Origin of the sequence: Bradyrhizobium canariense, assembly GCF_018130465.1 — a bacterium.
Classification (GTDB): Bacteria; Pseudomonadota; Alphaproteobacteria; order Rhizobiales; family Xanthobacteraceae; genus Bradyrhizobium; species Bradyrhizobium canariense_C.
The window spans coordinates 75722-99494 of the sequence record NZ_JAFCKJ010000008.1 but is presented as its reverse complement, the minus strand read 5'-3'; the positions used below and the strand labels follow the sequence as shown (position 1 = coordinate 99494).

The following is a 23773-nucleotide window of genomic DNA, read 5'->3' as shown; positions in this document are numbered from 1 at the left end:
CGGCCAAAGGAGATTGTCCTGATTCTGATAATGAGGGCCAATTCCGGCGTAAAGCCGAATTCGCCCGGCCCGATTTGCGTCCGCGGACTTTTAGACGGTTGTCGGAGCCCACGCAATCAAGGAACGCATCAAAACTGTATAAGTATTTGATTTTTAATGCGAATTATAAAATTACCGGAGCGGCGTCAGGGTTTGGCCAGTGGCACGGCGGAAATGATGACGAAGGCCTGTGCCAACGGCCAGTCATCGGTGATCGACAGGTCGATCTGCGCCGCGAACCCCTCCGGCGTCAGCGCCTGGAGCCGGGCCAGCGCCCCGCCCGTCAATTGCATGGTTGGCCGCCCTCCCGGCAGGTTGACCACCCCCATGTCGCGCCACCACACGCCGCGCCTTATGCCCGTGCCGAGGGCCTTGGAGCAGGCCTCCTTGGCGGCGAAGCGCTTGGCGTAGGTTGCCACCACCATCTTCTCGTTCTTGGCGCGCCGCTCCGCCTTGGCCCGCTCTGCCGCGGTGAAGATACGGTCGAGGAAGCGTTCGCCATGGCGCTCGATCACCTTGCCGACACGGGTGATGTCGATCAGATCGGAGCCGATGCCGATGATCATGCCCGGCTCCGGCCGCGGTCCATTGCCGCGCGCATGCTGCGGACCGTCTCGGCGAGACCGACGAACAGGGCTTCGCCGATCATGTAGTAGCCGATGTTGAGCTCCATGATCTCCGGCAATGCTGCGATCGTCTCCGCCGTCGCGTAGTCCAGCCCGTGTCCGGCGTGAACCTCCAGCCCCGCATCCTTCGCGAGCTTCGCCCCCGCCACGATCCGCCGCCATTCGGCCGCGGCCTTGTCGGTGTGACCGTCGACGACGGCGTCGCACCAGGCGCCGGTGTGGATCTCGATCACGGGCGCGCGCAGCCGCGCCGCCATCTCGATCTGGGCGGGATCGGCCGCGATGAACAGTGACACCCGGATGCCGGCATCGTTCAGCCGCGCGATATAGGGCGCCAGCGCATTGTGCTGGCCGACGACGTCGAGCCCGCCTTCGGTCGTCACCTCCTGGCGCCGCTCCGGCACGAGGCACACCGCGTGCGGCCTGGTGGCGAGCGAGATGCGCATCATGTCGTCGGTCGCCGCCATCTCGAAATTGAGCGGCTTGGATATCTCGGCTTTCAGCCGCGCCATGTCCTCGTCGCGGATATGCCGGCGATCCTCGCGCAAATGAGCGGTGATGCCGTCGGCCCCGGCCTCGATCGCCAGCAGCGCCGCGCGCACCGGATCGGGATTGCGGCCGCCGCGCGCGTTACGCAGGGTCGCGACATGGTCGACATTGACGCCGAGGCGGAGCGGAGGTGCAGGCATTTCAGGACTCACGGAATCATAGGGATAGACCAAGACGGAAGGCGTCTATCCATTAACACGTTCGGCGCGGGCGACGACCGCCTTCGCGCGCAGCTGGGCCAGGATCGCGCTCAAATGCTTGAGATCGTAGACTTCGAGATCGATCGTCGTCTCCGTGAAGTCCGGTGAGCGGCGCTGCATGCTGATGTTGTCGATGTTGCCGTCGTGCTCGGCGATCACGGTCGCGATCTGCGCCAGCGCGCCGGGCTCGTTGACGTTCTCGACCTTGATACGGGCCGGGAAGCGCTGCGGCGCGGAGTCCTCGATGTCCCAGCGCACGTCGAGCCAGCGCTCCGGCTCTTCCTCGAAATCCTTCAGGGCCGGCGCCTGGATCGGGTAGATGGTGATGCCCTCGCCCGGCGTGACGATGCCGACGATGCGGTCACCGGGCACTGCGCCGCCGTTCGGCGCGAACTTCACAGGCAGGTCGGAATTGATACCGCGGATCGGGATCGCGACCGGACTGCGCGGCGGTTCCGACGACTTCTCCTTGAGCTTGGCGGCAAGCCCCTTCTTGGCGCCGTAGCGCGCGATACGCTCCTCCTTGTAATCGGGATACATCGCACGCGCGACGTGGGAGGCCTTGATCTCGCCGCGCCCCACAGCCGCCATGACGTCCTCGATCGAGGTCCGCGCGAGTCGCGGCAGTGCGCCCTTGAGCTTGTCGTCGGCGTATTCGATCTTGGCACGCTCGAACAGGCGCTCGACGATGCGCCGGCCGAGACCGACATATTGATCGCGCACCGCCGTGCGCGTGGCGCGGCGGATCGCGGCGCGCGCCTTGCCGGTGACCGCGAGCGTCTCCCAGGCCGACGGCGGCGCCGCTTGCGCTTCCGAGGTCAGCACCTCGACCTCGTCGCCGTTCTGAAGCTCCGACGACAGCGGCGCAAACTGGCCGTTGATCTTGCAACCCACCGCGCTGTTGCCGACGTCGGTATGCACGGCATAGGCGAAGTCGATCACGTTGGCATGGCGCGGCAGCGCGATCAGCTTGCCCTTCGGGGTGAAGCAGAACACCTGGTCGTGGAACAGCTCGAGCTTGGTGTGCTCGAGGAATTCCTCGGGGTTGGCGCTCTCCGAGAGGATGCCGATGGTGTGGCGCAACCAGGCGAACGCATTGGACTCGCGCTTGAGGAATTCGGTCGGCGAGCCGGCGCCCTCCTTGTAGAACACGTGCGCGGCGATGCCGCGCTCGGCGATCTGGTCCATCGCCTCGGTGCGGATCTGCAGCTCGACGCGCTGGTTGCCGGGGCCGATCACGGTGGTGTGGATCGAGCGGTAGTCGTTCTGCTTCGGAGTCGAGATGTAATCCTTGAAGCGCCCCGGTACGACCGGCCAGGTGGTGTGGACGATGCCGAGCGCGCGATAGCAGGCCTCGATGTCGTTGACGACCAGGCGAAAGCCGAAGATGTCGGACAATTGCTCGAAGCCGACCGACTTGCGCTCCATCTTGGTCCAGATCGAGAATGGCTTCTTGCTGCGGCCGTAGACCCGCGCGCCAAGGCCCCTGTGCCGCAGATTGTTGGAAAGCTGCGCCTCGATCTCGCCGATCAGATTGCGGTTGCGCTCGGCGAGCGCATCGAGCCGCTGCATCACCACCGAATACGCTTCGGGGTCGAGGGTCCGGAAGGACAGGTCCTCCAGCTCCTCGCGCATTTCCTGCATGCCCATGCGCCCCGCCAGCGGCGCGTAGATGTCGAGCGTCTCCTCGGCAATGCGCCGTCGCGATTCCGGCGGCACGAAGTCCAGCGTGCGCATGTTGTGCAGGCGGTCGGCGAGCTTCACCAGGAGCACGCGGACGTCGTCGGCAATGGCCAGCAACAATTTGCGCAGATTTTCGGCCTGCTTGGCCTCCCGCGACACCAGCTCCAGCCGCTTCAGCTTGGTCAGGCCCTCGACCAGCGCGCCGATCTCGGGCCCGAAGATCTGGTCGATCTCGGCCCGCGTCGCCTCAGTGTCCTCGATCGTGTCGTGGAGCAGCGCAGCCACGATGGTGGCGTCGTCGAGCTTCAGGTCGGTCAGAATCGCCGCCACTTCGAGCGGGTGGGAGAAATACGGGTCGCCCGAGGCGCGGGTCTGCGAGCCGTGCGCCTTCATGGCGTAGACATAGGCGCGGTTCAGCAGGTCTTCGTCGGTGTTGGGATTGTAGGACCTGACGCGCTCGACGAGGTCATATTGACGCATCATGCGCGCGCGCGGCTTCGCCGGGCGTGCCACCGGCGCAGTCGGGGCCACTGCAACCGATTCGGTTGCGGCCTGCATCTGCGTTGGTCTGCGGCGCCGATATACCATGCCGTCCTGCCTTCAAACGGGCCACTACACAGCCCGTTGCATACATCTTAGCTCCGATCGCGCGCGTGTCCGATCAATTCAGTGACAGGGCCAGGCGCGAACCGATGACGCTATGGTAACCACGAAAACGCCAACAAAAGCAAAGGCCCGAACAACGGTTCGGGCCTTTGATAAGATCACAAGAAGTCGATGATCGCGACGGGACGATTTACTCGTCCTCCTCGGGCTGCTCCTCGGGCGGCGCGAGGCCTTCGAGACCCTTCAGGAGCTCTTCTTCCGTCATACGCTCAACGGCGACTTCGGTATCGTCCGCATCCACGCTCGCACCGGCGGAGCCAATCAGCGGCACCGTGTCCGGCTCGGGCTCGTCGACCTCGACGAACTTCTGCAGCGAGTGCACCAGCTCCTCGCGGAGGTCCTCCGGCGAAATGGTGGTTTCAGCAATTTCACGCAAAGACACAACAGGGTTCTTGTCGTTATCGCGGTCAACCGTTAGTTGTGAACCAGACGAAATCATGCGGGCACGGTGGGCGGCCAGCAGGACCAGGTCAAACCGGTTGTCGACCTTGTCGATACAATCTTCTACGGTGACGCGAGCCATGGACTGTCGCTCCGTTGTGGGTGGGACGAAATATGTGGATGATTGGCGCTAGTTATAGGGGACGGAAGGGTTTCGCAAGGCCAATTTGTGATTTGGCCTCGCCAAACGGCTCTGCTACCCCCACATTGGGGCTGGGATGGGTGGTTTCCCGGACTGCCAGCGACGGCGGCACCGGGTGTATGCAAGTCCGCCATAACTATACCTTGATTGCCCCGACTTCTCCGGATTTGCGGTTTCGACGGGTTTCGGCGGGACTTTAGAATTTGCGCGGCTTGCTGTCGCCGCGCCAACAATAAACGATCAATCACAAACTCTACGCGAGCAAACTGAATGTCACCTTCCTCAACCGACAAGATCGCGCTCTTTATCGACGGAGCCAATCTCTACGCGACGGCGAAAACTCTCGGCTTCGACATCGATTACAAGCGCCTGCTGAAGGAGTTTCAGAGCCGCGGGACGCTGCTTCGGGCGTTCTATTACACCGCCATCATCGAGGATCAGGAATACTCCTCGATCCGCCCGCTGATCGACTGGCTCGACTACAACGGCTACACCGTCGTTACCAAGGCGACCAAGGAGTTCATCGACGCCTCCGGCCGCCGCAAGGTCAAGGGCAACATGGACATCGAGCTCGCCGTGAACGCCATGGAGCTCGCCGAACACATCGACCAGATGGTGCTGTTCTCGGGTGACGGCGACTTCCGCTCCCTGGTCGAGGCCGTTCAGCGCCGCGGCGTGCGGGTCACCGTGATTTCCACGATCGCCAGCCAGCCGCCGATGATCGCCGACGAGCTGCGCCGCCAGGCCGACGTCTTCACGGATCTCGTCGAGCTGCAGTCCAAGCTCGGCCGCGACCCGTCCGAACGCCCCGCCCCGCGTGACCGCGGCGAGCGCGAGGCGCGCCACCACGCCCCGCAGTTCCTCCAGCGCGCGACCACCATGGCGCCGAGGGGCGATGACGACTTCGAGGAGTGAGGCGGCCCGGTCAAGCCGCCAGCCTCTCAGCCTCGTCCCCGACCGTGACTGTCCGCTCTGTCCGCGCCTGGTCGCCTTTCGCGAGGCGAACCGCGCGCGCGAGCCATCGTGGCATAATGCGCCGGTTGCGCCTTTCGGCGACATCAAGGCGCGCCTCCTGATCGTCGGCCTCGCGCCGGGGATGCAGGGCGCCAACCGCACCGGCCGTCCCTTCACCGGCGATTATGCCGGCGACCTGCTCTACGCTACGCTGCTCGAATACGGCTTCGCCAAGGGCAAATATCAGGCGCGTCCCGACGACGGCCTGAAGCTGGTCGACTGCCGGATCGCCAATGCGGTGCATTGCGTGCCGCCGCAGAACAAGCCGCTGCCGGTCGAGATCAACACCTGCCGGCAGTTTCTCGCGGCGAATCTCGCAACGATGCCGAACCTGCGCGCGATCGTCGCCCTCGGGCGCATTGCGCACGACACCGTGCTCAAGCCGCTGAATTTGAAGGGATCGCAAGCCCCCTTCGGCCACGGCGCCGTGCATCAGGCGGGCGCATTCAGGCTCTACGACAGCTATCACTGCTCGCGCTACAACACGAACACCCGCGTGCTGACGCCGGAGATGTTCCGCGCCGTGTTCGCGAAGGTGAGGGCTGATCTGGACTAGGCCTTGGACAAGCCCTTCGCCGGATTGGCCTTCAGCCAGTCCAGGACATCGCCGGCGTTCCGGTCGGGCGGAAACACCGGATAGAAAACATGCGTGATCCTGGCGTCGTCGACGATCAGCGCGAGGCGCTTGATCAGAGTCAGGCCTGCGACTTCCATGGTCGGCAAATTCAGGGCGCGCGTGAGCGCCAGCTTCTCGTCCGAGAGCACCGGAAACGGCAGATGCAGCCGCGAGGCCATCTCGGTCTGGTACGCGTTGCTCTGGGTCGAGAGGCCGAACACCTGCGCGGCGCCGGCGGCCTTCAGCTCGGCGAACAGATCGCGAAACGCGCAAGTCTGGGGAGTGCAACCGCGCGCGCCCGGGATCATGTCCCAATCGTCGACCAGCGCGATCTTGCCGGGCTCGCCGGTGCGCGGATAGGCGAACACCACGGTCCGGCCACGCAGCGCCGACAGCGCGACCGACGTGTCGTCAGTGGCGAGCAGGCTGACCGGCGGCAGCGTCATGCCTTTCAGGTGCGCGGCGCCGCCGTCGTCCGCTGGTGCGGGAATCCGGGTCCAGTCGACCTCGAGCAGGTTTCTCTGAGTCATCCCGCTATCCCCTCGCCCGCATCAACCGGCCCTTCTCCCGGCTCCAGTCGCGCTTCTTCTCGGACTCGCGCTTGTCGTGCAGCTTCTTGCCCTTCGCAACCGCGAGCTGCAATTTAGCCCGACCGCGCTCGTTGAAGTAAAGCTTGAGCGGGATCAGCGTCATGCCTTCGCGATCGACCGCGCCCATCAGCTTGTTGATCTGCTTGCGATGCAGCAGCAGTTTTCGCGGCCGCTTGGGCTCGTGATTGAAGCGGTTGCCCTGGAGATATTCCGGAATGGTGGCGTTGATGAGCCATATCTCGCCGTCCTTGGAATCGGCGTAGGATTCCGCGATCGTGCTCTTGCCGCTGCGGATCGACTTGACCTCGGTGCCGGTCAGGGCAATGCCGACCTCGATCGTATCCTCGATGGCGTAGTTGAAGCGGGCCTTGCGATTTTCCGCCATGACCTTGATAGGACGTTCGTTCTTATCGGCCATGGCAGACAAACCTGATCGAGATGCGCGGGGACGCTAACAGTTTGGATGAAGCGCGCGCGTCAAGACTTCTTGAGGAGATCGCGGATCTCGGTCAGCAGCTCGACCTCGGCCGACGGCTTTGGTGGAGCGGCAGGCTCCGCCTCGTCCTTGCGCTTCAACTTGTTCATGGCACGGATCACCAGGAACAGCACGAAGGCAATGATGATGAAGTTGATCGTCAGCGTGAGGAAGCTGCCCCAAGCCAGGACGGCACCCTGCTTTTTGGCGTCCGCGAGATTTGCGGCGGTGACCTTGCTCGAAAGCGGCGTGAAGTAGTTCGAGAAGTCGAGGCCGCCGGTAGCTGCGCCGATGATCGGCATGATCACGTCGCCGACCAGCGAAGTGACGATGGCGCCGAAGGCCGCGCCGATGATGACGCCGACCGCGAGATCGACGACGTTGCCCTTCATGGCGAACTCGCGGAACTCCCTGAGCATCCGCGTGCCCCTTTCCTCGACGCCCATGAACAGCTCCCCGATCGGCTAGCGCATCAGTTGATGAGGCCAGCATGAACCATCGCGCTGCGCACGGCAACGCGGGTCGGCTCGGAGACCGGCACCATCGGCAGCCGCAGCGTCTCGTCCAGCTTGCCGAGCAGCGACAGCGCATACTTGATCGGCGCCGGATTGCTCTCGATGAAGAGGTTGTTGTGCAGCGGCATCAGCTTGTCGTGCAGCTTCAGCGCGGTGGCGTGATCGCCCTTCGCCCAGGCGACCTGGAACTCCGAGCACAGCCGCGGCGCGACGTTCGAGGTCACCGAGATGCAGCCGTGGCCGCCATGGGCCATGTAACCGAGGATGGTCGCGTCCTCGCCCGAGAGCTGGTTGAAGTCCTCGCCCATCGCCGCGCGCTGCTGCGAGACGCGGACCATGCTGGCGGTGGCGTCCTTGACGCCGGCGATGTTCTTCAGCTCCCACAGCCGCTTCATGGTGTCGACCGACATGTCGATCACCGAGCGCGGCGGGATGTTGTAGATGATGATCGGAATCCCGATGGCGTCGTTGATCGCCTTGAAGTGCTGGTACATGCCTTCCTGGGTCGGCTTGTTGTAGTAGGGCGTCACGACCAGAACCGCGTTGGCGCCCGCCTTCTCGGCGTGCTGGGCGAGCTCGATCGCCTCCTTGGTCGAGTTGGAGCCGGCGCCGGCGACGACAGGCACGCGGCCTTTCGCTTCCTCGATGCACCATTCGACGACCTTCTTGTGCTCGTCATGGCTCAGCGTCGGGCTCTCGCCGGTGGTGCCGACCGGGACCAGGCCGTTGGTGCCCTCTGAAATCTGCCAGTTGACCAGGGAGCGGAACGCCGCCTCGTCCAGCGAGCCGTTCTTGAACGGCGTGACCAAGGCGGTGAACGATCCCCGGAATTTAGTCTTGGCTGCCATGGACTTCCTCCGTACGCGGCGATCTCGAGCAAGCCGCATTCATATCGGGTCTATCCCGCCGGTAAAAGACCCGCTTCCGCGTGACGCACCGTTTAGGCCGCGATTTTGCCGCGGTGGTGGTGCAAACCCGGCAAAGGTAGGCGGCTGTTGGTATTTTGTCCGCATATTCAATCAAATACAGCCAAATCTTGTACAATCGGGTCTTGAGCCATTTGACTGATTCGGGGCGACGAAACGCCGTGACCTCCTTTCCGCGTGCCACTTGGCGATCCACCGGTCTGGTCGTGTGCCTGATGGCAGCGCTGTCGATCGGCTGCGCCGCCTGGGCCAAGTCCAATGACAAGTCCAATGAGTCGACCGCGGAAGGGGCCAAAGACACCGCGAAGGATACCGCGAAGCCCGCCGCCAAGGACACTGCGAAGGGGGCGTCCAAGGGGGCGCCCAATGGGGCGTCGAAGGGAACCGGCAAGGAAACTTCGAAGGACGCCGCTAAGGGCGCAAGCAAGGGTGCGACCGGCGCCCCGGCCAAGGATGCCGCGAAGAAGCCTGGCAAGGATGCTGCCAAGGATGCGGGGAAGAAGGACGCGGGCAAGGAACCCGCGAAGGACAAGCTGAAGCCTGCAGCGGCCGCCGCGCCAAAATCAACGCCGACCGCCAACGGTTCGCCTCCCAAAGCCACCCCCGTGACGGCCACCGTCAGACCGACTGCCCCGGCCCCCGCCAAACCCGTCGCGGCTCCTGTCCTGGCTCCGGCGACCCGCCAGCATGCCGCCCCGCGCAAGCCGGTCACACCGGCCGCGGTTGCTGCGACCTCCTCGACGTCGCAAGCCGACAAGGACACGCTGGAGTCCGTCATCGAGCTCGTGCGCAAGCGCAAGTCGGGCGACGCCACCAATGCCGCGACCACGATCTCGGATCCCGTCGCGCGAAAACTCGCGGAATGGATCATTCTGCGCAGCGAGGACAATGGCGCGACCGTGGAGCGCTACCGCGCCTTCCTGTCGGCCAATCCGAGCTGGCCGTCGCAGACTTTCCTGCGCCGGCGCCTGGAGGCCGCGATGTGGGACGACAGGCGCGACGACCAGGTCGCGTGGTCGTGGTTCGAGAATGAATCACCCGTGTCCGCCAAGGGCCGCTTCACGCTCGCCAAGGCGATGCTCGCACGCGGCGACCGCGCCAACGCCGAACGTCTGGTGCGCGACGCCTGGCGTAGCGACCCGATGTCGGAGGACACCGAGAACAACGCACTCGACCAGTTCGGCGCGCTGCTGACGCCCGGCGATCAGAAGGCGCGGATGGACACGCTGCTCTACGGCAGCGAGAACGAGGCCGCACTGCGTGCTGCAAAGCGCCTCGGGGCCGGCTATGTCGCACTCGCCAAGGCCCGCATCGCCTCCCTCAAGAAAGCGCCGAACGCACGTGCGCTGCTCGAGGCCGTGCCGCGCGAGCTGCACGGCGATCCCGGCTTCATCTTCAGCAAGATCCAGCTGCTGCGCCGCGAGGAGAAATTTGCGGAAGCCGCCCAGCTCATGCTGTCGGCACCGAAGGATCCGGGCCGGCTCTACAATCTCGACGAATGGTGGATCGAGCGGCGCCTCCTGGCGCGCAAGATGATCGACACCGAGGAATTCCGCAGCGCCTATCTGATCGCGCGCGATGCAGCCCTGCCCTCGCGCGACATCTACAAGACCGAGCAGGAGTTCACCGCCGGCTGGATCGCGCTGCGCTTCCTCAACGATCCCGCGGCCGCCACCCAGCATTTTGCCCGCATCGGGATCGGCAGCGTCAATCCGACCACGCTGGCGCGCGCCGGCTATTGGCAGGGCCGCGCCGCCGAAGCGGCAGGCCGCCAGCAGGAGGCGCGCAACGCCTACGCACGGGCCGCCGAGCAATCCACCAGCTATTACGGCCAGCTCGCACGCGCCAAGCTTGGCCTGCCGCAGATCGAGCTCAACGGCCAGCCGCGCGGCCGCGGTGCCGAACGGCTGGAGATCGTGCGCGCCGCGCAGCTGCTCTACGAGCTCGACGAGCGCGAGATGGCGGTGCCCGTGCTCGCCGACATGGGCGAGAACGGCGATCCCGAAGCGCTTGCCGGCCTCGGCGAGCTCACCCAGCGCTACAACGACGCGCGCGGCATGCTGCTGCTCGGCAAGGCCGCGCTCAATCGCGGGCTGCCGTTCGATTTCTATGCCTATCCCGTCAACGGCATTCCTCAGTTCACGCCGATCGGTCCCGAGGTCGAGCGCAGCATCGTCTACGCCATCGCGCGGCAGGAGAGCGCCTTCAATCCCTCGGTCGTCTCGCCGGCGCAGGCCTATGGGCTGATGCAGGTGACGCCGGACGCCGCACGCTATGTCTGCAAGCGGCACGGCGGGACCTACGATCTGGGGCGGCTGAAGAACGATTCGGTCTACAACGCCACGCTCGGCTCGGCCGAGCTCGGTGGGCTGCTCGAGGACTATCGCGGCTCCTACATCATGACCTTTGCCGCCTACAATGCCGGCCGCGGCAGTGTGAAGAAGTGGATCGATCGCTACGGCGATCCGCGCGACCCGAAGGTCGACGCGGTCGACTGGGTCGAGTTGATCCCGTTCTCCGAGACGCGTAACTACGTGCAGCGGATCATGGAGAACCTTCAGGTCTACCGCGCCCGCTTCGGCGGCGGCACGCGGTTGCAGATCGAGGCCGATTTGCGCCGCGGCGCCGGCAGCGTGGAATAGCCGGTCATCCTCTCTCGATCTCTGCCGGGCCCCTTGGTGGCGCGCGCCATCGTCGCCGGGACTTGAGCCACCGAAGAGACTTGAGCCACCGAAGAAGCGTTGGAGCGCGATTGTCAGGCGGGCTTGCTCGACACGCGCCTTTGGCGGGTTGCCGGAATGTCGGGGCTGCCAGAACCTTGCGGGCCGCCAAGCTCTCGGGCGCTGCCAGGATCGCGGTCGGATTGGCGAACTCTCCGTTACCCGGCGGCTCGGGGATGAAGGCGTCGATCCCTTTCGATTGAACACCAGATAGGCGGGCGTTCGCAGGTCCGCGTTCGTCAACGACGGTCAGAACCGCGCGCTCTGGCCGCGGGGATGGTGTGCAACCCAGAGATCCCCTCTCCCGCAGCAGCTTCGATCAGGCCGCGACGAACGATCGGCCAACGGACAGCGACGCACCAACGCGACCGCCATGGAGCAGGAACAAAGCATCGCCGGCAAAAGAAAAAGCCCCGGCGGTTTCCCGCCGGGGCTCTCTGTCAACTCGTTAGACCGAGCTTACCAGTTGCGCTGAGCGCGGAGGAGCAGAACGACCGAGTCCTGATCCTTGAGGTCGTAGGTCGCAGCCGGCTTGGCCGGGACAGCGATCGTGGCGGCCGGGGTCACCGAACCAGCGTACTTCTGGTCGAGGTGGGTCCAGGCAACGTCCGCCGAGAACGTCAGGTTCTTGACCGGGGTCCAGCGGGTGATGAGACCCACCTGGCCGATCGCGAAGTCCGGGTTACAAGCGGTCACGCCAGCGAAGCCAGCACCGAACACGCCACCACCAGCACCACCAGCGCCGCAGAGCGTGGTCTTGGCGAGAGTGCCGTACTGCGCCTGAGCGTAGGCACCGTAGATCGCGGTGTTCCAGTAGGGATCCCAGTTATGGGTGTAAGCACCGCGGAAGCCCCAGGTCTTGACCGTTTCCTGCTGGCTGCCCGTGACGTACACGGTGTCGGGAGCGGTGGCGAAGCCGACGCTGCCGTAGTTACCCGTGCTCGTGGTTCCCCACATCGAGTAGGTGCTGCCCGCCAGGTTCTGGAAGTTGTAGCGGGTCGCGCCGTCGGTGTAGACGCCCGAAATGTTGATCACGTCACCCGCACCAGTCGGGATGTTCTTGATCGACAGAGCCAGCTGAACTGCCCAGCCCCACTTGTCGTCGGGGTGGCCAGTGGCCTCGGACGCGCCGTAGTAACCGACGTGGTTGTCATGCGCAGCGACCGACGCCTGGAAAAGGCCCCAGGCCTGGTCGACACGCACCATACCAACGAGGTTCGGCGAACGGGTGCCGCCGATGGCGTTGGAGCCATAAGCGCCACCGAGCATGCCGGCCGCAGTCGCGCCGGTCATGTTCAGGTTGCCGGCCTGATAGTACGAGGAAACGTCTTCAGCCGAGAACGCTGCCGTCACGCCCTGACCGAAGTCAGCGGTGTAGGTGAACTGGTTGACACCAGTGACCGTGCCGGAACCGCCGACGAGGCTGTCGAAGTTGTTGCCGGGATAGTTGGTCCAGGGCGCGTCGAACTGCGACACGGCCTTACCCATCGTGAAGCCAGCGAACTGGATGAAGGCGTAGTACACGCCGAGCGAACCGGCCGAGGTGTTGCCGTCGGTGCCGTTGACCGAGCCGGAGCCCGAACCGAACAGGCCCGTGGTGGTCGCGCCGGGGTTGGTGGCGGCAGCCAGCGTACCGCTGTAGGCGGTGGTGCCGGTGCCCGAACCGGTGCCGACGTAGTTGCCGGACGTCCAGGAGAACACGCCGTCGAAGAAGGTACGGACAACGCCGTACTCGGTCGCGGTGCGCGTGTCGATGTTGAGATCTTCACGAGCGCGCATGGTGTAGTAGTTCGTCAGACGGTTGCGGGAACCGTTGGCGCCCTGGCTCGAAACGTTCAAGCCGCCGCCGAAATCCGAGTTGGTGCCCAGCGCGACTTCAGCGCGCAAGTAACCACCCAGCTTGATGCAGGTGTCGGTGCCCGGGATGTAGTAGAAACCCGCACCGTACAGGGAGCAGATCTTCACGTATTCGACCGCTTTGGCCTTCACGGGGAGATCGGCTGCCTGCGCTCCGCCAACGGCGATCAGACCCGCCGCGGAACCGAGCAAAAGGCTCTTAACCAACTTCATGTTAAACCTCCAAGTTTGCCATAGGGAAGGTTCCGGATCCGCTGGGTGAAGACACCCTAAGGTTGGTTCCCTTGTCCCTTAAATTCACCGCTTAGTCGCTTCGCGCCTTCGGACACACCCGCTGAACGCGAGGGACTTAAGCGAACCACCTAAGACGGGACGACCTCGGGATGCCCCCCTCCGTCGCTCAGTCACAATTACCGAACGCCCTTGCACACACAACAACAGAACGCTTCAGAACGGGCCTATGGAGCGTGTTTTCCGACGGGTGTTGCACAAATAACACGCAGATGTGATCACAGCGCTCTTGTAACACATTGAATATATTGGATTTTTTAGACAGGTTCCATTTGCTGTCAAAAGTTCCGGCGCGGGCTCCCACATCCGCGGAGGCGCTCCGCTGTGGATCTGAGGCGTCCGAATCGTGGAATCAACCAAGGACTCAGCGCGCCCCACCGCTTCGGGAATTGGCTGACCTGACTAGCAAGCGGCCGCGACGGTCGTCCTCATCCGCGCGCTTGAACTTCGATATGATCCGGCGGCAAGCCGGCCTGATGTCGCTGATACATAGCCTCGTAAGCTGCCTCCAGCCGCCTTGCGTAGAGCGCCGCATCAAACGTTGATGCGGTCAGGTGGCTCCCTTGCAGCCTTCCGCGAATATCCGCCAGCTTCTGCTTATCGAGCGCCAGGTCGATCGCGAGTGCTTCATAATCCGCACGCGTTCGCGTGATCAGCTCAGGCAGGCCGACAGCGCTCAGCAAGCTCGCCGCCACGCGACCGGCGAAACTATTTCCAATGTGGGTCACCACCGGCAGACCAGCCCACAACGCATCGCTGGCCGTCGTATGTGCGTTGTAGGGCATCGTATCCAGGAAGAGGTCGGCGAGGCGATGGCGCGCCAAATGTTCCGATGAAGACGCAACGCGCCTTGCAAACACCAGGCGATCCGGGTCGACGCCCCGGCCCCTGGCTTCCTTCCGCAGATTCGATTTTGCGATCTCGCCCACGTCGGACAGCCACAAGACCGACTGGTCCACGCTCTTCAAGATATTCATCCAGGAGCCAAAGACAGCCGGATTGATCTTGTAGGCGTTGTTGAAGCAGCAAAACACAGTCCATTCCTGCCGCAAATCGTGATCAGCCCGATTGGGCGCAGCATCGTCGATTTTCCCAACGTGATTATCACGCGGCATAAAGCTGCCGGGCAAACGAACGACCTTCTCGTCGAAGAACTGGCTGTTTTGATCTGGCAGCACGATCTGATCGGCAATGATGTAATCGAAGAGCTCCCCGCTCCCCAACGTTCCCGCGAACCCGAGATAGTTGACGACGATCGGAGCCGGCCTGGACGCGAACAACGACAGCCTGGCATTCTGCGTATGGCCTGCAAGATCGACAAGGATATCGATCTGCGCATCGTCGATCGCCTTCAGGACTTCACCGTCGACCTTGTGCTCGCAATCAATAAAGCGATGAAACGACCTTTCCAGTCGCCTGCGCAGATCGCTGTTGTCGTCAGGGCCGATTGAAAACGCATACGTCTCGAAGCGGTCGGGATCGTGACTCTCGAAGATCTCGGCGGTGAGGTACCCGACCGGATGCTTGCGAAAATCAGGTGAGACATATCCGACCCGGATCTTGTCGTGGCTGCGGATTTCACCCCCTGACCTCGTCTTGGCGACATGCGGGAGCTTTGCCCTCACCCAGGCCCTGGCGCAGCTGAGCTGATCATCGGGAGAATCCGTCAAGGAAAGCAACGCAAAGGGAGAGCTATTGGCCTTCCCGAGCCGTATCGCTGCCGTCAACTGGCCGATCTCTTCGTCCAGATTGTCCCAATTGCACAGGTTCATCTTTGCAAGAAGGCGCAAACCCTCGATGCCCTCCAGGTCAGGCCTGATCGACACCGCCTTGTCGAAGGCGATGAAGGCTTCGTCATAGCGTCCGAGCTCGGTAAAGACATTGCCCCGGCCAATCCACGCCCCCTCGGTGTCGGCCTTGATCGCGAGCGCCTTGTCATACGCGGCAAGAGCCTCCTCGTAGCGCTTGAGCGCCCACGCCACGTTGCCACGACCGAGCCATGCCTCGGCGAGATCAGGCTTGATCGACAGCGCCCGGTCGTACGCAGCGAGTGCATCGTCGCGGCGCTTGAGCTCGGTCAGAACATTGCCGCGGCCAAGCCAGGCTTCCGCCAGATCAGAGCGGATCGACAACGCCCTGTCATAGGCAGCGAACGCCTCGTCAAGGCGCTTGAGATCGAAGGACACGTTGCCCCGGCCAAGCCACGCGTTCTCCAGGTCGGACTTGATCGAGAGCGCCTTGTCGTAGGCCGCCGAAGCTTCGTCGTAGCGCTTCAGGCTCCAGAGAACATGCCCCCGGGCAACCCACGCGCTCTCGAGATCAGGCTTGATCGAGATCGCCTTGTCGTACGCGGCAAGCGCCTCGTCGTGGCGCTTGAGATCGGTGAAAACTTCACCTCGGCCAACCCATGCACTCGGGAAATCCGGTCTGGCCGACTGCGCCTTGTCGTACGTGGCAAATGCGTCGTCGTACCGCCTGAGATTCCGGAGTGCATTGCCTCGACCAAGCCATGCCGTCTCCAGGTCGGGCCTGATCGACAGCGCCTTGTCGTAGGCGACGAGGGCATCCTCGTAACGCCTGAGCTTTTCAAGGCAACCGCCCTTGCTTGCATAGGCATCGGCAAAGTTCGGATTGTAGAATGTCGCCTTGTCGAATTGCTCGATCGCTTCCCCATAGCTTCTCGCGAACTCGGCGAGGATCGAACCTCTGTTGTGGTATGAAAGGGGATTGCGCGGATTCACCGCCAATGCGCGCGTGAAATAGGCCAGAGCTTCCTGAGGTCGATTCAGCGATTTGAGCGCATATCCATAATTGCTGAGGGCTTCGTCGCTGCTTCCGTTCAGGGCCACCGCTGCTCTGAGATGCACCTCGGCCTCGGCAAATCGACCTTGTACGAGCTTCACCACCCCCAGAAGGTGTTCGACCTCGAAGATGTTCCTGGACGCTTTTGCGATCTGCTGCAGTATTCTTTCCGCTTTGACCAAATCGTGGGCGTGAAAGGCTTCGACAGCACGTCGAAATTTGGTCTGCAGTTCACCCGCCAAGCCCATTCCTCCCTCAGAACGTCTGGTCAATCATACCATCGGCCCCGACATTGCAAGCTGCGACAGTAACGGCATGAGACCGTAGCGGCGTAGCCCGGCCGTTGCGGGACGAACGCGCGTGCCAGCCCCCGATTGCGGCGATGCCTGGTGCGACGGTCGCGACACCTGGTGCGACGGTCCGGCCAGCGAGTTATCCCGAACTGATGGCGAGAGGCCTTTCCCGCAGCCCTGACACGGGACCCGTCGACCGATTTGAGAGCGACCAATGCTACATAGCTTGTGGCGCTTGTGGCGAATCGCAGAAAGCGACAACCAAATCAATCACTTAATAGAAGCGGCTCCGCGACGAAGGCGACCGAGCCCTCGCGCAAGCCCTTCCCATCCAATTTAGAAGCAAAATCAATTGTTTATGCGGGCGAAGGCAGCGTTCATGTACACCAGAGCCATTCTTGCGACGGGCGCCAAACCCTCCAGCTTTGTGTCCGGGATCGCGACGATACGTTCTCGCTCCGAGAGCAAACCGCTTTGTTTCGGAAATCGCTGGGAATATTCGAGCGAAAACACACGCTTCCAAATTGACCAGCCCAAGTAATTAGATGCATAAGGCTCGCACCGGAGAGGTGGCCGAGTGGCTGAAGGCAACGCTTTGCTAAAGCGTCATACGGTCTCAAGCTGTATCGAGGGTTCGAATCCCTCCCTCTCCGCCACCCCGCGGCAGAATCAGAGATCTGTGCGTTCCTTCACCTGATAAGCGACCGTGCGGCGGCCGCGAAAGCCTGGCGCAAGGATCAGCGCGGCTGAGCTGAGCCCGATTCGCGTGCTCCTCATGTGCGCGCGCCTGGATGCCGGATCGTCATATCCGCCAATGTGAGGGCAATATCTGCACGGCCTCGTCGACGCCGGCCTTGCGGCGGCATGGAAAGGTCCGAGACCTCGAATATGTCGGGCAGAAGGCCAGCTTGTGCGGCCGTCCGAGTTCCAGATCCAATCGTGGGGGCGCGATCTGCATCGGCCGCCTCTGATCTACGCTTGGCCAATCTGGTCGGGATCGTTCACGCCGCGCCGATCCGGATGGCGTCACCACGAGGGAACCCGATTTAGCGAAAATCAGGTTCACCTGTTAAAGCGACGGCCGGGACGCGGTTCTTCGCTCAACGGGCGGAGACCCACGCCCTCGCCTCGCGCTGCGCGGCCGAAATATCGGCGTCCGACATCTGCCCGGCGACTTCCTGGCGCAGCGTCACGGCGTCCTTGCGGCCCTTCAGCGCGGCGAGGTTGAACCATTTGTGCGCGGCGACGAGATCGACGAGACCGGAGCGTCCGCTCGCCCAATACATGCCGCGCTCGAACAGCACGTCCGACAGCGCGCCAGCGTCAATCGGCGTCGCGGTCTCCAGATCGAAAGTACCCTGAAACATAACGCATCCCCTTTTTCTTATGCCGCCTCGTTCCCCCGAGCGCGGCTCCCGTCCAACTCTGATTTGCATGATCCCTTCTGGGATCGTGCGCTGTTCAACTCATCCCCAAGTCTTGTCGCCCAAGTCTTGTTGCCCAAGTCTCGTTGCCCAAGTCTCGTTGCCCAAGCCGTTTGCCGGCCTGTTGGAGATGATGATGGCGGGCAAATTTGAATGGCAGTTTAAGTATCGCGATGAAGCAGACGTAAACGAGCCCGCGCCGGGCGCGCACGGCAAATGCAAGAAGTCCTCGTTTTACAGGCACTTCTGCAATTCGTCAGATTCGGTTCACCTTGGGATTTTGGGAGAACGATAACCATCGCGCACGGTGCCGCGCGTCCTGTGGTTACAATTTGTGGGAGCCGCGCGCCGGAAAGGCCGCATGGTCGCCTCGCGTGGCGACGCCCGATGGCCGACGTGCCGTCCAGCGCAGAAGGTCTCTATTTGGAATCGGGGGACGGTTTCGGATTGCCCTGAGCGACGGCCGTCGCGGCAATTGACCATTCGCGGTCGCCCTCGCCTGCCCAAGCTCGCCTGCCCAAGGCAGGAGCAAGCACGTCGGCGCGGCCAGATCAGCAATGTCGGGATATGGGAATGCCGGCAATACCCCGGCCTCAAGAGAACGAGGGCGTCGGCGAACACGTCAGGACCAGATTCCACGTTGGCCCGAAGGCCGCCTGTGAAATTGCGGAGCCCCTTACGGAGAACCACACCGAACGAAGAAAACTTGTTTCTTCTGCCGGACCGGCCTTTGGCGGGCGAACCCGCTAAAGAAAACGATCCGACCGTTGACCTGATGTCTCGCCGACACCCTCTATCGTCGACCAGATCCTTCGAGAAGGCGCTGATGACGTGCCGGCTCTCTAGGAGCCGGCAACTTCAAAAAGCGAAGTTACTTCTTCTTGGCGACCTTGCGGGTCTTCTTCGCAGTCTTCTTCACTGCGGACTTCGCCTTCTTCGCCTTCTTCGCCTTCTTAGCTTTCTTGGCCATGTTGCCCTCCGATGTTTGAGATGGCTTAATCGCTGCATGCAGTCGGGGATCGAGTGCACACTCATCCCGAATACACCAACACAACGAAAAAAACAGCGTCTCGCTTAAAGAAGTGTTGACGAGCAAAGACGTGTGCGCTTGGCGAGCGCGATGCAAGCGCACTGCATGACGTGCACTTGCGTTCGCGGAGAGTGCCCGCAGCATCGGCGTCTGCTAGAGATGCAACTGCAGGAAAACACTATGCAGCAAGTATTTTTCTGCACGCACGCATCGCGCACGATCGCTGCAATGAAGCATCTTGCCGATCGCGCGAGCGCCTCGCGAAGGCGCTTCGCGGACTCTGAGTCGCGACTTTTGGCAACGAAAATATTTTCATGATTAACGGCGCGAGCGCTCGTCAGAGCGTGTGCAAGTCGCCGTTTTGCGCGAATCGCGTGACGGCGATTCGGTCGGCGTATCGCGCTCGATCCGGATGAAGTTCGCCGCCGAGGATGCGCGCGAGCGTCGCATCGCGAACCGAAAGCGAGGTGACGACGCGTGTCCGTCACCTCGTTCGAACGCGCGAGGTCAGATGCCGAGCTTGGACTTGAGCAGGTCGTTGACGCTCTGAGGGTTGGCCTTGCCGCCGGACGCCTTCATCACCTGGCCGACGAACCAGCCGAGCGACTGCGGCTTGTCCTTGACCTGCGCCGCCTTGTCGGGATTGGCCGCGATGATGTCGTCGACAACCTTTTCGATCGCCGAAAGATCCGTGACCTGCTTCATGCCGCGGCTTTCGACCAGCGCGCGGGGATCGCCGCCCTCCTGCCAGACGATCTCGAACAGATCCTTGGCGATCTTGCCGGAGATCGTGCCCTCGCCGATCAGGTCGATGATCGCGGCCAGCTGCTCGGCGCCAACCGGAGAGCCCGTAATATCCCGGCCCTCCTTGTTGAGACGACCGAACAGCTCGTTGATGACCCAGTTCGCGGCGACCTTGCCGTCGCGCGCGCGGTTGGCGAGCTTCTCCAGCACGGTCTCGTAGAACACCGCGCTCTCGCGCTCGGCGACCAGCACGCTCGCGTCATAGGCCGACAGGCCGAAGTCCGCGACGAAGCGCGTCTTCTTCTGGTCCGGCAGCTCGGGCAGCTCAGCCTTCAGCTCGTCGACGAAGCTTTGCGAGAACTCCAGCGGCAACAGGTCGGGATCGGGGAAGTAGCGATAGTCGTGCGCCTCTTCCTTGGACCGCATCGACCGCGTCTCGCCCTTGTTGGGGTCGTAGAGCCGGGTTTCCTGGTCGATCGCGCCGCCATCCTCGAGGATTTCGATCTGGCGCCGGGCCTCGTACTCGATCGCCTGCCCGATGAAGGTGATCGAGTTCATGTTCTTGATCTCGCAGCGGGTGCCGAGCGGCGCACCCGGCTTGCGCACGGAGACGTTGACGTCGGCGCGCAGGGACCCCTTCTCCATGTCGCCGTCGCAGGTGCCGAGATAGCGCAGGATCGAGCGCAGCTTGGTCACGTAGGCCTTGGCCTGCTCGGCGTCGCGGATGTCGGGCTTGGAGACGATCTCCATCAGGGCCACGCCGCAACGGTTGAGATCGACGTAAGACATGGTCGGCGACTGATCGTGCAGCAATTTGCCGGCGTCCTGCTCCAGATGCAGCCGCTCGATGCCGATCGTGGCGGTCCTGCCACCGTCCAGTTCGACCACGACCTCGCCCTCGCCCACGATCGGCGACTTGTACTGGCTGATCTGGTAGCCCTGCGGCGAGTCCGGATAGAAATAGTTCTTGCGGTCGAACACCGAGCGCAGGTTGATCTGCGCGTTGAGGCCAAGCCCGGTCCGGACAGCCTGCCTGACGCATTCCTCGTTGATGACGGGCAGCATGCCCGGCATCGCCGCGTCGACCAGGGACACATGCGAGTTCGGCTCTCCGCCGAACGCAGTGGAGGCGCCGGAGAACAGCTTCGCGCTCGACGTCACCTGAGCGTGGACCTCCAAGCCGATGACCATCTCCCAGTCACCGGTTGAGCCCTTGAGAAGCTTGTGGGGTGCGGCAGGTGCGTTCATGGCTTTACTGGTTCCTTTATTGGTCCCTTTACTGGTCCCTTGGCCGCTCGCGCTTCACCCGCTTCGAGAAGCCCGTTAAGCGACTGAAGCACATCGGCCGGCTGGCGCAGCGCGATCTCGCGGCGGCCCATCATCTCGATCTCTCCGAACAGCGCGTCGACCTCCGGCGAGGAGGCGAACACGAAGCCGTCGAACGACGTGCTCTGCTCCTCGAAATCGCTGGAGATCTCGACGCGGTAGCCATGCGCATTGAGACGATCGACGACCTCGTAATGGAGCGCCTGCGAATGGGTTGCAATGAAGAGATAATCGACGCGGCGCTTGGCGAGCACGCTCTCCGCGCCTTGCAGCATCTCGACCTCGAAGGCCTGGATATCGGCAGGCAAAATGTCGAGATGCTTGATCTTCCTGTCCCTGAAGAAGGCGTCGATCTCGAATTTGCCCTTGCCGACAAAGGCCTTGACGAACTCGCCCCGCAATCCGTTGCGCGCGAAATTATCCTGACCGGTCTTCAGGCAGGCGGGATCCGGCTCGACCAGGATGACCTCTGCCTTCGGCCGCGTCTTCTTGAGCCACATGGAATAGTGGCCCCAATAGGCGCCGAGCTCGATCATCGAGGGCGCCTCGCCCAGCCGCTTCAGCAATTCCTGGAAGACATATTCTTCCAGCGGCTCGTGGACGCCGCGATTGATCACAAGCACGCTGCTGAAGGGGCCGTAATAGGCTCCGGGCCCGATGCCCGGAACCTTCAGGCCGTTATGCAGATAGACCTGATCGCCTTCGACGAGGCCTGCCATCGGGACGCGTTCGATCAGGAGGTTGAGCGGATCGGAAACGATCTCGCGAAAACGGCCGAATAAATCTTCCGGCTTCGCCTTCGGCCCCGTGAAAGCAGGCTCGCTCATGCGGATGCACTCCCACCCAGCGTATCAGCGATGCGCTGCCATTCTGCTTCAAGCGAATCCGTTGCCACCGGCTGGCCAGCCTGGCGGTACCAATAGCCGGCATTGCCGAGGTCGCCCTCGACCCGGTGCAGATAGGCGTGCACCCAGGCGGCCTCGCGGCTGCTCTCGTCCTGGACGATCTTGTGCGCCTGGTCCCAATCGCCCTTGGCGGCCCACCACAAGCCGGCGAGCGGCGCGCTGAGATCCGGCGCCGGCGCGGCGTCGTCGAGGCTGGCGATATACGCCGCCATGTTCACCACCATTTCGCCGGCGTGAAACGGCCGGCGGCCTGCTCGATCACCTCGCCGAGCGAGAACAGCGTCTCCTCGTCGAAGGGCCGGCCGATCAGCTGCAGGCCGAGCGGCAGACCCTGCGCGTCCTTGCCGGCGGGCACCGCGATGCCCGGCAGGCCCGCCATGTTCACGGTCACCGTGAAGATGTCGTTGAGGTACATCTCGACGGGGTCCGCCCCACCCTTCTCGCCGATGCCGAAGGCCGCCGACGGCGTCGCCGGCGTCAGGATTGCGTTGACGCCCTTGGCGAAGCAATCCTCAAAGTCCTTCTTGATCAGCGTGCGCACCTTCTGGGCGCGCAAATAGTAGGCGTCGTAATAGCCGGCCGACAGCACATAGGTGCCGATCATGACGCGACGGCGGACCTCCGCGCCAAAACCTTCGGCGCGGGTGTTCTCGTACAGCTCGTTGATGTTCCGGCCCTGCTCGCGCAGGCCGTAGCGCACGCCGTCGTAGCGCGCGAGGTTGGAGGACGCCTCCGCCGGCGCGACGATGTAATAGGCCGGCAGCGCGTATTTCGTGTGCGGCAACGATATGTCGACGAGTTCGGCGCCGGCCGCCTTCAGCCAGGCCGCGCCCTCGCTCCAGAGCTTTTCAATCTCGGCCGGCATGCCATCGAGACGGTATTCCTTGGGAATGCCGATCTTCATGCCCTTCACGGACTTGCCGATCGCGGCCTCGTAGTCCGGCACGGGCGTGTCGACCGAGGTCGTATCCTTCGGATCGTGCCCGGCCATCGAGCGCAGCAGCATCGCGCTGTCGCGCACGCTGCGCGCGATCGGACCTGCCTGGTCGAGCGAGGAGGCAAAGGCGACGATGCCCCAGCGCGAGCAGCGGCCATAAGTCGGCTTGATGCCGACAGTCGCGGTGAACGCCGCCGGCTGCCGGATCGAGCCGCCGGTGTCGGTCGCGGTCGCGCCCATGCACAGCAGCGCCGACACGGCCGAGGCCGAGCCGCCGGACGAGCCGCCCGGCACCAGCGTCGTGTTGCTTCCCTCGCGCCGCCAGGGATTGCCGACGGGACCGAAGCATGAGGTCTCGTTCGCCGAGCCCATCGCGAACTCGTCATTGTTGAGCTTGCCCAGCATCACCGCGCCGTCGCGCCAGAGCTGCGAAGTGATGGTGGACTCGTAAGTCGGCACGAAATTGCCGAGGATTTTCGAGCACGCCGTGGTGCGCACGCCCTTGGTCGCGAACAGGTCCTTGATGCCGAGCGGGATGCCCGCGAGCGGACCGCCCTCACCCTTGGCGATCTTCTCGTCCACGGCCTTCGCCATGGCGCGCGCCTGGTCCGGCGTCTCCATGACGAAAGCATTGAGCACGCGCGCGGCTTCGATCGCGTTCAGATGCGCGTCGGTCAGCTCGAGGGACGTGAAAGTCTTGGCCGCGAGACCCTTGCGGGCCTCGGCGAGCGTCAGCGATGTCAAATCGGTCATTTATTGATCGGGCTGCAGAAGAAGGGAGACAGGGTCTTGTCGTTGGCCGGGTCGTCTTTTTTGGCGGACGCTTTGGCCGCCGCCTCGATCTCGTCGAGCACGGCATTGACGGCGATGTTGGGGTCGGCAGCCTTGCCCTGCCGCTCCATCTTGTCGAGATAGTTCATGTAGGCCTGATAGGCCTTCTCGTCGTCGCAAAGCATGCACAT

Annotated in this window: 19 protein-coding genes and 1 tRNA gene; 4 read left to right on the top strand and 16 right to left on the bottom strand. The window is 63.3% G+C overall.

Going from position 1 to position 23773, the window contains the following annotated elements:
• Nucleotides 1–185: 185 nt before the first annotated feature.
• The 4 genes from acpS to rpoZ all read right to left on the bottom strand — a co-directional run bounded on the left by acpS (nt 186) and on the right by rpoZ (nt 4286).
• On the bottom strand, nt 186–605 hold the full coding sequence (acpS, locus tag JQ591_RS21480; RefSeq protein WP_211397987.1) for a holo-ACP synthase: 420 nt from the start codon (nt 603–605) through the stop codon (nt 186–188).
• Nucleotides 602–1354, bottom strand: coding sequence for a pyridoxine 5'-phosphate synthase (locus tag JQ591_RS21475; RefSeq protein WP_211397986.1), 753 nt, complete (start codon nt 1352–1354; stop codon nt 602–604). The genes acpS and JQ591_RS21475 overlap by 4 nt, the downstream gene beginning before the upstream one ends.
• Nucleotides 1355–1399: 45 nt before the next feature.
• Nucleotides 1400–3685 carry a RelA/SpoT family protein gene (locus JQ591_RS21470; protein ID WP_211397985.1) on the bottom strand — a complete coding sequence of 762 codons (2286 nt, stop codon included), beginning with the start codon at nt 3683–3685 and terminating at the stop codon, nt 1400–1402.
• Between the two features lie 208 nt (nt 3686–3893).
• Nucleotides 3894–4286: a DNA-directed RNA polymerase subunit omega gene (gene rpoZ, locus JQ591_RS21465; protein ID WP_007603391.1), complete on the bottom strand. Its 393-nt coding sequence runs from the start codon at nt 4284–4286 to the stop codon at nt 3894–3896.
• Nucleotides 4287–4616: 330 nt separating this feature from the next.
• Between rpoZ and JQ591_RS21460 the strand changes: the two genes are divergently transcribed.
• Both JQ591_RS21460 and JQ591_RS21455 read left to right on the top strand, forming a co-directional pair.
• A complete protein-coding gene (locus tag JQ591_RS21460) occupies nt 4617–5261 on the top strand; it encodes an NYN domain-containing protein (protein WP_211397984.1) in 645 nt (214 codons plus the stop codon).
• Nucleotides 5242–5916, top strand: coding sequence for a uracil-DNA glycosylase (locus JQ591_RS21455; RefSeq protein ID WP_211397983.1), 675 nt, complete (start codon nt 5242–5244; stop codon nt 5914–5916). The genes JQ591_RS21460 and JQ591_RS21455 overlap by 20 nt, the downstream gene beginning before the upstream one ends.
• On the opposite strand, the gene JQ591_RS21450 is transcribed toward JQ591_RS21455, so the two are convergent.
• The 4 genes from JQ591_RS21450 to dapA are packed head-to-tail and all read right to left on the bottom strand — an operon-like array spanning nt 5913 to nt 8404.
• The gene (locus JQ591_RS21450) at nt 5913–6506 is read right to left on the bottom strand and encodes a peroxiredoxin (RefSeq protein ID WP_211397982.1); all 594 of its coding nucleotides are present in this window, start codon (nt 6504–6506) and stop codon (nt 5913–5915) included. The two genes, JQ591_RS21455 and JQ591_RS21450, sit on opposite strands and share 4 nt — an antisense overlap.
• A gap of 4 nt (nt 6507–6510) precedes the next feature.
• Nucleotides 6511–6984, bottom strand: coding sequence for an SsrA-binding protein SmpB (smpB, locus tag JQ591_RS21445; protein WP_027567292.1), 474 nt, complete (start codon nt 6982–6984; stop codon nt 6511–6513).
• Nucleotides 6985–7043: 59 nt separating this feature from the next.
• Entirely contained in the window at nt 7044–7487 is a 444-nt protein-coding gene (gene mscL / locus JQ591_RS21440; protein WP_283817860.1) for a large conductance mechanosensitive channel protein MscL, read from the bottom strand.
• A gap of 26 nt (nt 7488–7513) precedes the next feature.
• Nucleotides 7514–8404 carry a 4-hydroxy-tetrahydrodipicolinate synthase gene (gene dapA, locus JQ591_RS21435; RefSeq protein WP_211397981.1) on the bottom strand — a complete coding sequence of 297 codons (891 nt, stop codon included), beginning with the start codon at nt 8402–8404 and terminating at the stop codon, nt 7514–7516.
• 293 nt (nt 8405–8697) lie between these two features.
• Between dapA and JQ591_RS21430 the strand changes: the two genes are divergently transcribed.
• Nucleotides 8698–11124 carry a transglycosylase SLT domain-containing protein gene (locus JQ591_RS21430; RefSeq protein WP_211398199.1) on the top strand — a complete coding sequence of 809 codons (2427 nt, stop codon included), beginning with the start codon at nt 8698–8700 and terminating at the stop codon, nt 11122–11124.
• Nucleotides 11125–11661: 537 nt separating this feature from the next.
• Here JQ591_RS21430 and JQ591_RS21425 read toward each other — a convergent pair.
• Both JQ591_RS21425 and JQ591_RS21420 read right to left on the bottom strand, forming a co-directional pair.
• A complete protein-coding gene (locus JQ591_RS21425; protein ID WP_211397980.1) occupies nt 11662–13272 on the bottom strand; it encodes a porin in 1611 nt (536 codons plus the stop codon).
• 506 nt (nt 13273–13778) lie between these two features.
• Complete coding sequence (locus JQ591_RS21420; RefSeq protein ID WP_211397979.1) at nt 13779–16394, bottom strand: tetratricopeptide repeat protein; 2616 nt, start codon at nt 16392–16394, stop codon at nt 13779–13781.
• Between the two features lie 614 nt (nt 16395–17008).
• On the opposite strand from JQ591_RS21420, the gene JQ591_RS21415 reads away from it, so the two are divergent.
• Nucleotides 17009–17101, top strand: a tRNA-Ser gene (locus JQ591_RS21415).
• 444 nt (nt 17102–17545) lie between these two features.
• On the opposite strand, the gene JQ591_RS21410 is transcribed toward JQ591_RS21415, so the two are convergent.
• The 6 genes from JQ591_RS21410 to JQ591_RS21385 all read right to left on the bottom strand — a co-directional run bounded on the left by JQ591_RS21410 (nt 17546) and on the right by JQ591_RS21385 (nt 23773).
• A complete protein-coding gene (locus JQ591_RS21410) occupies nt 17546–17812 on the bottom strand; it encodes a hypothetical protein (protein ID WP_211397978.1) in 267 nt (88 codons plus the stop codon).
• Between the two features lie 1594 nt (nt 17813–19406).
• The gene (gene gatB / locus JQ591_RS21405) at nt 19407–20891 is read right to left on the bottom strand and encodes an Asp-tRNA(Asn)/Glu-tRNA(Gln) amidotransferase subunit GatB (protein ID WP_211397977.1); all 1485 of its coding nucleotides are present in this window, start codon (nt 20889–20891) and stop codon (nt 19407–19409) included.
• A complete protein-coding gene (locus JQ591_RS21400; protein WP_211397976.1) occupies nt 20888–21796 on the bottom strand; it encodes an FkbM family methyltransferase in 909 nt (302 codons plus the stop codon). Before JQ591_RS21400 ends, gatB begins: the two co-directional genes overlap by 4 nt.
• Nucleotides 21793–22098, bottom strand: a complete 306-nt coding sequence (locus JQ591_RS21395; RefSeq protein WP_211397975.1) for a hypothetical protein — start codon at nt 22096–22098, stop codon at nt 21793–21795. The genes JQ591_RS21400 and JQ591_RS21395 overlap by 4 nt, the downstream gene beginning before the upstream one ends.
• Nucleotides 22089–23564 (bottom strand): Asp-tRNA(Asn)/Glu-tRNA(Gln) amidotransferase subunit GatA, encoded by a 1476-nt coding sequence (gene gatA / locus JQ591_RS21390; protein ID WP_211397974.1) that lies wholly within the window; start codon nt 23562–23564, stop codon nt 22089–22091. The genes JQ591_RS21395 and gatA overlap by 10 nt, the downstream gene beginning before the upstream one ends.
• Nucleotides 23561–23773 carry a hypothetical protein gene (locus tag JQ591_RS21385; RefSeq protein WP_211397973.1) on the bottom strand — a complete coding sequence of 71 codons (213 nt, stop codon included), beginning with the start codon at nt 23771–23773 and terminating at the stop codon, nt 23561–23563. Before JQ591_RS21385 ends, gatA begins: the two co-directional genes overlap by 4 nt.

Bases quoted from the DNA above. Each gene is read 5' to 3' on its own strand.
- acpS (WP_211397987.1), bottom strand. From the start codon at position 605: ATGATCATCGGCATCGGCTCCGATCTGATCGACATCACCCGTGTCGGC.
- JQ591_RS21410 (WP_211397978.1), bottom strand. From the start codon at position 17,812: ATGTTTCAGGGTACTTTCGATCTGGAGACCGCGACGCCGATTGACGCT.
- dapA (WP_211397981.1), bottom strand. From the start codon at position 8,404: ATGGCAGCCAAGACTAAATTCCGGGGATCGTTCACCGCCTTGGTCACG.
- smpB (WP_027567292.1), bottom strand. From the start codon at position 6,984: ATGGCCGATAAGAACGAACGTCCTATCAAGGTCATGGCGGAAAATCGC.
- JQ591_RS21475 (WP_211397986.1), bottom strand. From the start codon at position 1,354: ATGCCTGCACCTCCGCTCCGCCTCGGCGTCAATGTCGACCATGTCGCG.
- rpoZ (WP_007603391.1), bottom strand. From the start codon at position 4,286: ATGGCTCGCGTCACCGTAGAAGATTGTATCGACAAGGTCGACAACCGG.
- gatA (WP_211397974.1), bottom strand. From the start codon at position 23,564: ATGACCGATTTGACATCGCTGACGCTCGCCGAGGCCCGCAAGGGTCTC.
- JQ591_RS21400 (WP_211397976.1), bottom strand. From the start codon at position 21,796: ATGAGCGAGCCTGCTTTCACGGGGCCGAAGGCGAAGCCGGAAGATTTA.
- JQ591_RS21470 (WP_211397985.1), bottom strand. From the start codon at position 3,685: ATGGTATATCGGCGCCGCAGACCAACGCAGATGCAGGCCGCAACCGAA.
- JQ591_RS21425 (WP_211397980.1), bottom strand. From the start codon at position 13,272: ATGAAGTTGGTTAAGAGCCTTTTGCTCGGTTCCGCGGCGGGTCTGATC.
- JQ591_RS21460 (WP_211397984.1), top strand. From the start codon at position 4,617: ATGTCACCTTCCTCAACCGACAAGATCGCGCTCTTTATCGACGGAGCC.
- JQ591_RS21395 (WP_211397975.1), bottom strand. From the start codon at position 22,098: ATGGTGGTGAACATGGCGGCGTATATCGCCAGCCTCGACGACGCCGCG.
- JQ591_RS21450 (WP_211397982.1), bottom strand. From the start codon at position 6,506: ATGACTCAGAGAAACCTGCTCGAGGTCGACTGGACCCGGATTCCCGCA.
- JQ591_RS21385 (WP_211397973.1), bottom strand. From the start codon at position 23,773: ATGTGCATGCTTTGCGACGACGAGAAGGCCTATCAGGCCTACATGAAC.
- mscL (WP_283817860.1), bottom strand. From the start codon at position 7,487: ATGGGCGTCGAGGAAAGGGGCACGCGGATGCTCAGGGAGTTCCGCGAG.
- JQ591_RS21430 (WP_211398199.1), top strand. From the start codon at position 8,698: ATGGCAGCGCTGTCGATCGGCTGCGCCGCCTGGGCCAAGTCCAATGAC.
- JQ591_RS21455 (WP_211397983.1), top strand. From the start codon at position 5,242: ATGACGACTTCGAGGAGTGAGGCGGCCCGGTCAAGCCGCCAGCCTCTC.
- gatB (WP_211397977.1), bottom strand. From the start codon at position 20,891: ATGAACGCACCTGCCGCACCCCACAAGCTTCTCAAGGGCTCAACCGGT.